Origin of the sequence: Clostridium cochlearium, assembly GCF_900187165.1 — a bacterium.
In the GTDB taxonomy this organism is placed as follows: domain Bacteria; phylum Bacillota; class Clostridia; order Clostridiales; family Clostridiaceae; genus Clostridium_G; species Clostridium_G cochlearium.
The window spans coordinates 1,705,932-1,718,922 of the sequence record NZ_LT906477.1 but is presented as its reverse complement, the minus strand read 5'-3'; the positions used below and the strand labels follow the sequence as shown (position 1 = coordinate 1,718,922).

Below are 12,991 nucleotides of genomic sequence, written 5' to 3'. Positions count from 1 at the left end.
ATAATAGATAAAAGAGGGGGAAGGTTTATGTTTAGAAAATTTAAATCTAATAAATGGGTATCTTGGCTAATAGCATTAGTTATGGTATTAAGCTTTGTTACACCATTTAATGTATCAGCAGCAGAAAAAACTGTAGACATACAAATACTTGCCACAAGTGATACACATGGAAAATTTGTGCCATATGAATATGCTACTAATTCAGAAAGTAAGTCAGGTAGTATGACACAAATTGCCACAGCAGTAAAGCAATTTAAAAAGGCAAATCCTAATACAATAATTGTGGATGCTGGAGATGTTATTCAAGACAATTCAGCTAGTTTATTTTTAAATGAAGAAATACATCCAATGGTTTTAGCTATGAACGAAATAGGATATGATACTTGGACTTTAGGAAATCATGAATTTAATTACGGAATTCCTATGTTAGATAAAATTTCTTCTCAATTTAAAGGAACAGTATTATGTGGAAACGTTTATAGACAAGATGGAACAAGATTAGGACAACCTTATAAAATCATTGAAAAATCAGATGTAAAAGTCGGTATTATAGGAATGACTACTCCGAATATAACAAAATGGGATGCAGAAAATTTAAAAGATTGCAAAGTCACAGATCCTGTAGAAGAAACTAAAAAAGTAATATCTGAAATTAAAGATAAAGTAGATGTTATAGTTGCAGTAGTTCATATGGCAGAGGGTGAGGAATATGGAAACAAGAGTTCTTCAGCTATTGCGCTTGCAAAGGAATGTCCTGAACTTGCTGCTATAGTTGCTGCACATGAACACAAGGCAGTTGAAGGAGCAGTATATAATAATACTCCATTAGTTGAAAATAAAAACTTAGCTCAAACAATGTCTAAAATAGATATAAAACTTACAAAAAAAGATGGAAAATATATAATAAATGATAAAAGCAAAGATGTTAAATCTAAGATTATATGGATGATGGATGGCAAAACTAAAGAGGTGAATTATGAATCAGATAAGGACTTAGAAGAAAAATTAGATTCATATCATAAACTAGCTTTAGATGATGCAAATCAGATAATTGGAGAACTTAAAGGTGGAGATTTAGTTCCTAAAGATGAAGTAAAGGGTATACCTGCTTCACAAATACAAGAAACTCCTATGATTAATTTAATAAATGAAGTACAAATGTACTATACAAAAGCTGATGTTTCAGCTGCAGCAGCATTTAGATCAGATGCTAATATGAAGGAAGGTAAAATTAAAAAAAGTGATGCTTCATTGATATATAAATATGATAATACAATATATTTATTGGAAGTAACAGGAAAACAATTGAAAGATTATATGGAATGGTCAGCAAGCTATTATAATACTTATAAACCAGGTGATTTAACTATATCATTTAATGAAAAAATAAGAGGATATCAATATGATATGTTTTCAGGAATTAAATATGAAATAGATATATCAAAAGAACCAGGTAATAGAATTATGAATTTAAGAAAAATGGATGACTCACCAGTAAAAGATACAGATACTTTTAAATTAGTAGTAAATAATTATAGAGCTAGCTCACAACTCTTAAATCCTAAAAGTGAAATATTTAAAGATGGAAGTTTACCAAAAGTTATAGAAAAAGATGCAGTATCAGCTACTCCAATAAGAGATCTAATAGGAAAATATATAAAAGAAGTAAAAAAAGGAGTACTAACTCCAAAAATGAACAATAATTGGAGGATTACTGGAAACAATTGGGATGCACAAAAAAGAAGCCAAGTTGTAAAATTAATAAATGGAGATAAAATAAAAATTCCTCAATCTGAAGATGGAAGAACTCCAAATGTAGCATCAGTTACAGAAAAAGACTTAGAAAATTTCATAATATCAAAGCCAGAAGATAAAAAGCCAATAGACAAGAAACCAATTAAAAAGCCAGAAAATAAGAAAATCATATATACAGTTAAAAAGGGAGATTGTTTATATTTAATAGGTAAGAAATATAATATTTCCTATGATAAAATAGCAAAAGCAAATAATATTAAAAATGTTAATTTGATATTTATAGGACAAAAATTAGTAATACCAGTTCATTAAATAAAGGAGCATATATTGTGTAAAAATTTTCACACAATATATGCTGTTTATTATTTAAATACTTTATTTTTTAATTTAAGTCCGGTAGGTGTTGTTGCAAGACCACCTAAAGCAGTTTCTCTAAGTTCCATAGGCAGTTGTCTTCCTACTTTATACATAGCTGAAACTGTGTCATCAAAAGGTATAGCACTTTTTACTCCAGCCATAACCATGTCAGCGGATGTAAGGGCACTTACAACGCCAGCAGCATTTCTTTTAGCACAAGGTATTTCTACAAGACCTGCAACAGGATCACATACTAATCCTAATATATTTTTTATAACTATAGCAGCTGCATCTAAAGATTGTTCAACAGTTCCACCCATAAGTTCTACAATGGAAGCTGCGGACATAGCAGCAGCAGATCCACATTCAGCTTGACATCCTCCTTCAGCTCCTGCTAAAGTAGCATTTTTAGCTATTATAACTCCTACAACTGAAGCAGTAAATAATGCTTTAACTAATTCCTCATCAGACTTATTTAAAGCTTCTCCAGCAGAAAGCAGTGCAGCAGGTAATATACCACAAGAACCTGCGGTAGGACAGGCTACAATTTTACCCATAGCAGCATTTACTTCGGAAGAAGATAATGCCCTAGCCATGGCTTTAACTATAACAGGCCCTGTCAATGTTTTTTCACTTTGAGAGTATTTATTTAATTTATAAGCATCTCCACCAATAAGCCCACTTACAGACTTGACTTCTTTTTCTAGACCTAAATTTGCAGATTGTTTCATAACCTGAAGAGTTTGATTCATTTTATCTATTAAAAAATCTTGGCTCTTCCCGCTTTCTTCAATTTCAATACTTAATCCGTATTCCCATATTTTTAAATTTTTTTCTTTACATATATTTATTAACTCTAAACCAGTATTAACAAACAATTAAACCTCTCCTTCCCCCATTGGATTTATTATTTTTATACTATGTATTTCTGGAATTTCTTTTAGTTTTTCAATAGTAGCTTGAGGGATTACATTATCTGTTTCTAAAGCCATAGTAGCCATAGACCCTTTACCATTTCTATATAATTTCATAGTGCCTATATTTAAATTGTCTTTATACATAATTGTACTAATTTTAGAAATTACTCCAGGAGTGTCTTTATGTTTAGTCATTAGAGTAGGATAATCTCCTTTAAACTCAACTTCTTGACCATCTATATCAAAAATAACTATATTTCCACCACCTATAGAAGAACCAATTACAGAAGTGGTTGAGTTATCTTCTTTTGTAATAACAAATTTAACTGTATTAGGATGTACATTTTCTAACTCTACTTCAGAAAAACATATTTCTAGTCCTTTTTCCTTAGCAATTTTAAAAGAGTCTTTTAGACGATCGTCCCAAGGATCCATTCCTAGAATTCCAGCAACTAAAGCTTTGTCAGTTCCATGACCTTTGTATGTTTTAGCAAAGGAACCATGTAATTGAAAATCTACTTTTTTTATTTTCTCACCAGCAATAGATGCGGCTAATTTTGCAAGTCTTGCTGCACCAGCAGTGTGAGAACTAGATGGACCTATCATTATGGGGCCAACTATATCGAATACACTAAAATTTCTACTCATTAAAAAATCCTCCTTATAGAATTTATAAATTGGGCTCCAATACATTATAGACTATTTTTTGCAATAAATAAATCCCATGAGGAAATCTCATGGGATTTATATGTTAATTTGTAATTTATTTAATTTCTTCAGTTTCTTCTATGGTCATTAAAGAATTAAGAAATTCAAAATAATCTAAGGAATTATCTTTATTTGTTTCTGGTAGAGATACTTTTATACTATTGTCATTTATATTAGACATAGAATTGTTAAAGTTTATCTTCATTCCAATTTCTCCATTAGCAGTAGGAATAAAGTTTTTAAAGTTAACATTTATATCTATAACTCCTTCAGAAGATATAGGAATATTTTTGTCATCTAGATAAAACTTCATTTTTATGCCATCATTACCTAATAGATTTAAAGATTTAAATCCATCTATTGCTTTGTGCATAGCTAAAGAATTTCTAGGACTATTGCCTAATAGATTATCTATACTATTTTGTATTTCTTTTTTCATTTCTATCATTTCATCTTTATTTAATCCTTCAAAGTTCATAGATTCCATATATATATTCATATAAGATTTAATGAAAGTTGCAACTTCTTTATCCTCAAATATATTTAATATACTATTTCCACTATATCTTAGAAGAGTAGCTAAATTTTCATTATTTAAAGCTATTGAATAACAAGTTGTTTTTCTTCCGTCTTTTAAAGTAACGTTACCTTCATTTTTAACTACATCTAAATTAGGATTAAATTCAGAAGCAAATCTAAGAGAGATTTTTTCTAAAAGTTTTTCATTATCTTTTAAGAAAGATATTAATTTATCTGTATCCATACTAAATCCTGCTTTGCTTTCTTCACCAGGTATGGACATATTAAATGGATCTAATGTTATATAATCTTTATTTTTTAATTGGTCAAGAGATTTATCTTCTACATCTTTAAGTAAATCCTTTGGTATACCATAGGTTATTTTCATTTCTGGTTTTGCTTTATTTGAAACATTGGTATAAGCCCACATAGGGAAAGATAAATTTTTGTCTTTCATTGAACCACCTAATTTTAAATTAGCAGTGAATTCTTGTTTAACTTCATTTTCTGAAAGGGCTTCTAATTTACCATTAGTTTTAACAGTTATAGTATCTCCTATTTCCTTAGTGAAAGCATTAAAACCTGTTTGAATATCACTAGGAAGATTTTTAGAAGTAAATTTTATAGTAACATCAGACTGAGTTGCACAATTTTTTATTTCTTCAGCTTTTGCTAATTTATCCATAAATTCACCAGTAGCTTTTGAAGGTTCTTTAACTGAATTTAAGATACCTTCTATTGATTTATTTACGGAACCATTTAATCCAAGTATGAAAAAGTTTCTATAATTTGTAGAAGCTAAATAATCTTTTTCATTTTGAAAGTTCTTGTTATTAGTAAGTATTATAGGAGCATTATATTTACCTGCAAGAGCACTTCCAGATAAGGCATCTGCAAAATCCATGCCTGATGCTACAAAAGCATTATTAGATTTTATGTTAAATGCTTTATTTATAAGAATATTTGTTTCAAATCTATCATTACCATATATTCTAACAACATCATCTATTTTTAAATTCTTATTTATTTTATATAATTCTTCTTGAACCTTTTGAGAAATTAGATTTTCTGATCCTATTATATATACTTTTGATGGTTGTAATTTAGCTAATTGAGCTTTTAAATTACTTGGTATAGTATCTTTAGTAGTCATTATAACAGGATAGTCTTTTATTGCAGATATACTAGAAACACTTAAGGAATCTGCAAATCCATATCCATTAACTAAGAAAACAGGGGTACCCTTTGGGGCATTTATTTCATTTAAAACACTATTATTTGTTTCAAATCTATCTTTACCGCTTAATCTTTTAAATTTAAAGCCTGATTTTTTTACACGAGTTTCAACATCTTTGTTTATAGATGCTTCTCCACCAAGAAAATAAACAGTTCCAGACTTACTTAAATGCTTGTCTATATAACTAAAAGCATCTTTGTATTGACTATTACTGCCTCCTACTAAAAGTATAGGTGCATTTAATTTTTTTGATAATAAACTTGATACCAAAGCATCAAAAGGACCATTACCACTAGCTAAAATTACTTTATCTATGGTGCCATTTGAATATTTTTCAGCTATAAATTTAGCAGTTTCATAGCGATTTTTTCCTCCCAATCTATTGTCTACTTTAGCTTGAACCATAGATAAATTTGTAGTAGCAATTATGGTTGCTAAAGCAGCAGAAGAAAGGGCTTTATTAAATTTTTTCATTATAGAACCTCTCCTTTACCAAAAATTAATAAATAATACATTATAACTTAATTATTATATATATACACCTATATGACAAGGGATTTATGAAGAATTTAAGAAATAAAATAGTTATTTTATAAGATTGATAAAAAATTAACTATATGATAAAGTTGACTAGGGAGGGTTTTTTATGATTGAAATAAGTATATGTGTTGGAAGTGCCTGTCATTTAAAAGGAGCACCTTATATAATAAAGAGCCTTGGAAAATTAGTAGATAAATATAATGTAAAAGATAAAGTTAATTTAAAGGGAGAATTTTGTATGGGGGATTGTACCAAAGCTGTATGTGTAAGAGTTGAAGATAAAATTTATTCCCTTAATAAAGAGAATGTTCAAGAGTTCTTTCAAGAAATTATATTGAGGAGGATAGAAAAATGACGTATATGGATTTTTCTATGTCCAATTGTAAAAACTGCTATAAGTGTTTAAGATATTGTCCTGTAAAAGCAATAAAATTTGAAAATGAAAAAGCTAATATAGTGCAAGAAAGATGCATAAATTGTGGACATTGTTTAGAAATTTGCCCTCAAAATGCCAGAAGAATTTATAGTGATTTACCTATAGTTAAAAATGCTATATTGGCAAGAAAAAAAATAGTAGCTACTATAGCTCCATCTTTTTTTGGACATTTTGGAGAGAGCTATGGAAAAGTTTTATCTGCTTTAAAAAAATTAGGATTTAGTGATCTTCAAGAAACAGCTTTAGGTGCAGAAATTGTAACTAAGCTTTACCATGACTATATAAAAGGTACCAGTAAAAACAACTATATAACCACCTGTTGTCCATCTGTTAATCATTTAATAGAAAAATATTTTAGTGAACTTATAGATTACGTTATACCTATAAATACACCTATGATGGCTCATGGGAAAATAATAAAAAAACTTTATGGAGAAGATACATTTACAGTTTTTATAGGGCCTTGTATAGCTAAAAAATCAGAAGCTGATAATTACTTACTAAATGATAGGTTTATAGACGCAGTACTTACTTATGAAGAAATAGAAGAATGGATAAAAGAAGAGAATATAGATTTAAATAGTGAAAATCATATAGAAACCACTAATATAGCTTTTAAAAAAGGAAGAAGATATGCTATACATGGTGGAATAATACAGGCCATAGGAAATATTGAGGGAAAGAAATTAAAAAAAATATCTATTAGTGGAATAGAAGAGTGCATAGAAATTTTTGAGAGTATGAAAAAGGGATATTTAAAAAATACCTTAGTTGAAGTTAGTGCTTGTAAAGGCAGTTGTGTAGGTGGACCCCATTCTATAAAAAGAAATGGAGAATATTTCAAAAAATTATCAAGCATAAAAGAATATGTAAATAAGAAAGAAAATAATAAAATTAAAAGGTATATACAAGTTCCAAAGGATATAGATTTTACTGTAAAGTTTATGCCTAAGAACATTGAGGATAAAGTGACAACAGAAGAAGAAATAGAAAAAATAATGAACAGTATGGGCAAGTATAGTGAGGAAGATGAGCTAAACTGTGGTGTTTGTGGATATGATACATGTAGAGAAAAAGCTATAGCAGTTTATAATGGTATGGCTGAGACAAATATGTGTCTTCATTATATGCGAAATAAGGCAGAAAGTATGAGTAACTTTATATTTGAACACTCTGGTACTTGTGTTTTAGTATTAAATGGAGAATTAAAAATAAAGGAAATAAATCCAGCAGGAGAAGAAATGTTTACAGTGAAGGCCGAAAATGTTAGAGATAAGTCTATATCTGTATTAATGAATGAGGAAGATTTTAGAGAAGTAAAAAATACAGGAAAAAGCATAATAGGTAAAAAAATAATAGTGTCACAATATGATTTGGTTTTTATTGAAAACATTGTTTATTTACCTAAACAAGATATAATTGTAGCTTCTATGGCAAATATAGTGGAAGAAGAAAAAAATAGAAAAGAACTTTTAAAAGTTAAGGAGAACACTTTTAATGCAGCTCAAGAAGTAATAGAAAAACAGATGAGAGTAGCTCAAGAAATAGCAAGTCTCCTTGGTGAAACTACTGCAGAAACTAAAATCACATTAACTAAGTTAAAAAAGGTGGTGGAAGGAGAAGAAGGTGAAATTAGATGAAGATTTTTATAGATGTTGCTCACTGTAGTTTAACAAAATATGGAGAAGAACTTTGCGGAGATAAAGTGGAGATTGTAAAACTACCTCAGTGTACTATAATAGTTCTTGCAGATGGATTGGGAAGTGGAGTTAAGGCGAATATTTTGGCTACTTTAACTACTAAAATATCCGCAACTATGCTAAAAGAAGGGGCAGATATCTATGAAACTTTAGATACTATAGCTAGTACTTTGCCTGTATGTAAAGAAAGAGAAATTGCCTATTCCACATTCACATTAATAAAAATTAGTAATGAAGGCAAAGTATATATGGCTGAATATGATAATCCTAAAGCATTTATATTAAGCGGAAAACAAGAAAAAAATATTGGGAAAAAGAAACTAATAATAAATAATAGAAAAATCTATGAAAGTACTTTTAATGTTAAACCTGGTGACTCTATAACAATAGTAAGTGATGGAATAATTCATGCAGGCTTAGGAAATACCATGAATTTTGGATGGACATGGGATAATGTGTTAAATTATATACAAAGAAATATAGAAAATAAAAACGATGCCCACAGTATAGCAAAGGATTTAGTAGAAGTTTGTTGGGATTTATATGGTCATAAACCAGGAGATGATGCAACAGTGGTCAATATAAAAATAAAAAGACCAGAATATGTAGATTTATTTACAGGACCTCCTAAAAATAGAGAAAAAGATGAAGAGATAATAAGTAAATTTATAAATAATAGAGAAGGGAAAAAAATAATTTGTGGTGGAACTGCTGCTAACATCGCATCAAGAGAATTAGGTAAAAAACTTATAGTTGATTTAGATTCTTTTAGTGAAGATATACCACCTATAGCATTTATGGAAGGATTTGATTTAATTACAGAAGGAGTTATTACATTAAATAAAACCATAGAAATTATAAAAGAGTATAAAAAATCCTTATCTTTCCCAGGTAAATATTATGAAGTGAGTAAGGAGGATGGAGCTAGTAAATTAGCACATATATTATTGCATGAATGTACTCATTTAAATATATGGTCAGGAAAAGCTGTAAATCCTGCTCATCAAAATCCAGATTTACCAGTGGATTTAGGAATAAAACTAAAATTAGTAAAGGAATTAAAGGAACTTTTAAAATCTTTAGGGAAAGAGGTAAATTTAATAGAATTTTAAAATAAAGAGAACTTACTAAATTGCTGGCAAGTTCTCCTTAAATTTTAATTAATCTCTTTTCACATAGCTTGTATGAAGTAATTTATGAGCTTTTTCACCATAAGGTTCTCCTAAGAATTCATCATATAATTTTTTTATAAAAGGATTTTCATGAGACTTCCTTATTATTTTATTTTGATCTTCTCTGTATAGGGCTTCAGCTCTTTTTTGTAATATACTAATATCTTCATGAATGTAAGGCTGTCCAGCACCATCAATACACCCACCAGGGCAAGCCATTATTTCTATCATATGGTAATGAGCCTTACCTTCTTGTATAGCTTTTAAAAGTTTTCTAGTATTTCCAAGACCGCTGGCTATAGCTACTTTTATATCCTGATCCTTAATTTTTATAGTGGCTTCTCTAATTCCATCAAATCCACGTAATGCTTCAAAATTTACATATTGAAGTTCTTCTTTAGTTATCCATTCATAAGCTGTCCTAAGAGCGGCTTCCATAACTCCACCAGTTACACCAAATATAGTTCCTGCTCCTGTGGACTCACCAAGGGGATTATCAAAGTCTTCATCTTGTAAAGAATTAAAATCTATTCCAGCCTCTTTAATCATTTTTGCCATTTCTCTTGTACTTACAACTATATCCACATCAGATATACCATTAGTACTCATTTCAGGTCTATTAGCTTCGTATTTTTTAGCAAGACAAGGCATTAAAGATACTACAATTAAGTTTTTAGGATTCACACCCATAAGATCTGCTAAATAGGTTTTAGCTATAGCTCCAAACATTTGTTGAGGTGATTTACAAGTTGAAGGTATATCTAATAAGTCATTGAAATCATGTTCAAAGAATTTAATCCAACCAGGGCAACAACTTGTAAGCATAGGAAGTTTACCATTGTTTTCAAGTCTATGAATAAGTTCAGAGGCTTCCTCTATTATGGTTAAATCTGCAGCAAAATCAGTATCAAAAACTTTATCAAAGCCAAGAGATCTTAAAGCGGCTACCATTTTCCCAGTAACTACTGTACCTGGTTCTAATCCAAATTCTTCACCTAATGCAGCACGAATTGCAGGAGCAGTTTGAATTATTACAACTTTTTCATCATCATTTAACACATCCCAAACTTTTGATGTATTATTAACTTCTGTTAATGCACCAGTTGGACATACAGCAACACATTGGCCGCAGAAAGTACAGTTGGTTTCTAACATAGGACTTTCAAAAGCAGGGGATATAACTGTTTCAAAACCTCTATTTACTGGAGATAAAACTCCTACAGTTTGAACTTCATTACACATGGTTACACATCTTCTACATAGAATACATTTATTTAAATCTCTAACTATAGAATAGCTAGAAACATCTTTTTTAAAGGTATTTTGAGCTCCTTTATATTTAATATCTTTTATACCCATATCTGCTGCTAATTGCTGTAATTCACATTCTGTATTTTTTTCACATAGCAAACAATCTTGAGGATGGTCTGATAAAAGTAGTTCAACCATTGTTCTACGAGCTTTAATAGCTTTTATGGAATTGGTTTTAACTACCATGCCATCCACTACAGGAGTACAACAGGCAGGAGCTAAATTTTTACGACCTTCTACTTCTACTACGCAAACTCTACAGGAACCAGGGTGATTTTCATGCTTATTATCATGTATTTTTAAATGACATAAAGTTGGAATATTTATATTAAGTTTTTTTGCAGCATTTAATATAGAGGTCCCTTCTTCTACCAAAATTTTCCTATTATTTATAGTAATAGTTATTAAATTCAACGCAAACACCTCTTTTTCTTTATTTTCTTATAATAGCTCCAACAGGACAAGAACTATAGCAGGAACCACATTTTATACATTGATCCTGAATTATAGTATGTTTTTCCTTTACCTTTCCATCTATACAGGATGCAGGACAAATTCTTGCACATTTTGTACAACCAATACAACTATCTGTAATTTCATAACTAAGGAGATTTTTACAAACACCAGCGGGACATCTTTTTTCTTTTACATGGGCTTCATATTCATCCCAGAAATATTTCATTGTACTTAAAATAGGATTAGGAGCAGTTTGACCTAGTCCACAAAGAGAAGTATCCTTTATGGTCTGAGATAATTCTTTTAATTTTATAAGATCTTCTTCTGTACCTTTACCTTCTGTTATTTTAGTAAGTATTTCTAAAAGACGTTTGTTGCCGATTCTACAAGGGGTACACTTACCACAGGATTCATCCACTGTAAATTCAAGATAGAATTTAGCTATATCTACCATACAGTTATCTTCATCCATTACAATCATTCCTCCAGATCCCATCATGGAACCTATAGCTGTAAGGGACTCATAGTCTATTTCTGTATCTAAATGAGAAGCAGGAATACATCCACCAGAAGGGCCACCAGTTTGAACGGCTTTAAATTTACGTCCATTTTTTATACCGCCACCAATTTCATATATGATTTCTCTAAGGGTTGTTCCCATAGGAACTTCAACTAAACCAACATTATTAACTTTACCCGCTAGGGCAAAAACCTTTGTTCCACTAGAAGTCTGTGTGCCTATGGATTTAAACCAATCTATTCCCTTTGTTAATATAGCCGGAACTATAGCTAAAGTTTCTACATTATTCACACAGGTAGGTTTTCCCCAAAGTCCACTTTCAGCAGGGAAAGGGGGCTTATTTGTTGGTTCTCCACGTTCACCTTCAATAGAATGAATCAAAGCAGTTTCTTCACCACATACAAAGGCACCAGCACCATATTTTATATTAATTTTAAAGGAGAAGTTTGTTCCAAGTATATTATCACCTAATAAACCGTATTCATGAGCTTCATCTATAGCTTTATAAAGTCTTTGAACAGCTAGGGGATATTCAGCCCTAATATATATATTTCCTTCATCTGCACCAATAGCATATCCAGCTATGGCCATAGCTGATAAAACACTATGAGGGTCACCTTCCAATATAGAACGATCCATAAAAGCACCAGGATCACCTTCATCTGCATTGCAAATTATATACTTTTTAGGACTATCATATTTTTTAGCAAATCCCCATTTTACACCTGTTGGAAATCCACCGCCACCTCTTCCTCTTAGCCTAGAATCAGTAATGGTTTTTATTACATCTTTAGGACACATCTCAGTTAATGCTTTACCTAAAGCCATATAAGAGTCTTGTGCTATAGCTTCCCTTATATCTTCAGGATTAACTACTCCGCAATTTCTTAGAGCAATTCTATATTGTTTTTTGTAAAAGGACATTTCATCTTGTCTTTTTACTTTCTTTTGAAGAGTAGGCTCTATGTAAAGAAGCCTTTCTATCATTTCACCTTTTAATAAATGTTTTTCTATTATTTCGTCTGCATCTTCTGGTTTTACAGAAACGTAGAAAGTATTGTCAGGTGTTATATGCACAATAGGTCCTTGCTCACAAAAACCAAAACAACCTGTAATTGATACTTGTACTTCATTTTCTAAGCCAGCTTTTTTAATGCCTTCTTTTAAATTTTCTAGTATTTTATAACTATCTGAAGATTTACATCCAGTACCACCACATATAGATATATATCTTGGACACCTTTTGTTTTCAGCAGCTAATTCCGCTTCAGGAGAAGTCTTTTTTAATTTCATAAGAGATTTAAATTTATCATGTAAATCTTTAAGTTCTTTAAAGGATTTTATTTTAGTCAATTTAATTCCC

The 12,991-nt window shown here is 30.3% G+C and carries 9 protein-coding genes; 4 read left to right on the top strand and 5 right to left on the bottom strand.

From position 1 onward, the window contains the following. Nucleotides 1-27 precede the first annotated feature (27 nt). Entirely contained in the window at nt 28-2,067 is a 2,040-nt protein-coding gene (locus tag CKV72_RS08425; protein WP_095178031.1) for a 5'-nucleotidase C-terminal domain-containing protein, read from the top strand. Nucleotides 2,068-2,117: 50 nt separating this feature from the next. Here CKV72_RS08425 and sdaAA read toward each other — a convergent pair whose 3' ends face one another. From sdaAA to CKV72_RS08410, 3 genes are all read right to left on the bottom strand, one after another. Next, complete coding sequence (gene sdaAA, locus CKV72_RS08420; RefSeq protein ID WP_095178030.1) at nt 2,118-2,990, bottom strand: L-serine ammonia-lyase, iron-sulfur-dependent, subunit alpha; 873 nt, start codon at nt 2,988-2,990, stop codon at nt 2,118-2,120. Then, complete coding sequence (gene sdaAB, locus CKV72_RS08415; protein WP_095178029.1) at nt 2,991-3,677, bottom strand: L-serine ammonia-lyase, iron-sulfur-dependent subunit beta; 687 nt, start codon at nt 3,675-3,677, stop codon at nt 2,991-2,993. A 115-nt stretch (nt 3,678-3,792) separates the two neighbouring features. Beyond that, nucleotides 3,793-5,967 (bottom strand): cell wall-binding repeat-containing protein, encoded by a 2,175-nt coding sequence (locus CKV72_RS08410; protein WP_095178028.1) that lies wholly within the window; start codon nt 5,965-5,967, stop codon nt 3,793-3,795. Nucleotides 5,968-6,139: 172 nt separating this feature from the next. On the opposite strand from CKV72_RS08410, the gene CKV72_RS08405 reads away from it, so the two are divergent. Genes CKV72_RS08405 through CKV72_RS08395 form a run of 3 tightly spaced genes read left to right on the top strand, consistent with a single transcriptional unit; the run spans nt 6,140 to nt 9,281 of the window. Beyond that, a complete protein-coding gene (locus CKV72_RS08405; protein WP_168943500.1) occupies nt 6,140-6,388 on the top strand; it encodes a (2Fe-2S) ferredoxin domain-containing protein in 249 nt (82 codons plus the stop codon). Continuing rightward, a complete protein-coding gene (locus CKV72_RS08400; RefSeq protein ID WP_095178027.1) occupies nt 6,385-8,109 on the top strand; it encodes a [Fe-Fe] hydrogenase large subunit C-terminal domain-containing protein in 1,725 nt (574 codons plus the stop codon). Before CKV72_RS08405 ends, CKV72_RS08400 begins: the two co-directional genes overlap by 4 nt. Beyond that, nucleotides 8,106-9,281: a SpoIIE family protein phosphatase gene (locus tag CKV72_RS08395; protein WP_089864010.1), complete on the top strand. Its 1,176-nt coding sequence runs from the start codon at nt 8,106-8,108 to the stop codon at nt 9,279-9,281. The genes CKV72_RS08400 and CKV72_RS08395 overlap by 4 nt, the downstream gene beginning before the upstream one ends. 48 nt (nt 9,282-9,329) lie before the next feature. On the opposite strand, the gene CKV72_RS08390 is transcribed toward CKV72_RS08395, so the two are convergent. Beyond that, on the bottom strand, nt 9,330-11,066 hold the full coding sequence (locus CKV72_RS08390; RefSeq protein WP_095178026.1) for an NADH-dependent [FeFe] hydrogenase, group A6: 1,737 nt from the start codon (nt 11,064-11,066) through the stop codon (nt 9,330-9,332). Between the two features lie 19 nt (nt 11,067-11,085). Beyond that, a complete protein-coding gene (locus CKV72_RS08385) occupies nt 11,086-12,981 on the bottom strand; it encodes an NADH-ubiquinone oxidoreductase-F iron-sulfur binding region domain-containing protein (protein ID WP_089864013.1) in 1,896 nt (631 codons plus the stop codon). Between the last annotated feature and the right edge of the window lie 10 nt (nt 12,982-12,991).

Excerpts from the sequence above, each read along its gene's own strand:
- CKV72_RS08425 (WP_095178031.1), top strand. The coding sequence starts at position 28 with ATGTTTAGAAAATTTAAATCTAATAAATGGGTATCTTGGCTAATAGCA.
- sdaAB (WP_095178029.1), bottom strand. The coding sequence starts at position 3,677 with ATGAGTAGAAATTTTAGTGTATTCGATATAGTTGGCCCCATAATGATA.
- CKV72_RS08410 (WP_095178028.1), bottom strand. The coding sequence starts at position 5,967 with ATGAAAAAATTTAATAAAGCCCTTTCTTCTGCTGCTTTAGCAACCATA.
- CKV72_RS08405 (WP_168943500.1), top strand. The coding sequence starts at position 6,140 with ATGATTGAAATAAGTATATGTGTTGGAAGTGCCTGTCATTTAAAAGGA.
- CKV72_RS08400 (WP_095178027.1), top strand. The coding sequence starts at position 6,385 with ATGACGTATATGGATTTTTCTATGTCCAATTGTAAAAACTGCTATAAG.
- CKV72_RS08395 (WP_089864010.1), top strand. The coding sequence starts at position 8,106 with ATGAAGATTTTTATAGATGTTGCTCACTGTAGTTTAACAAAATATGGA.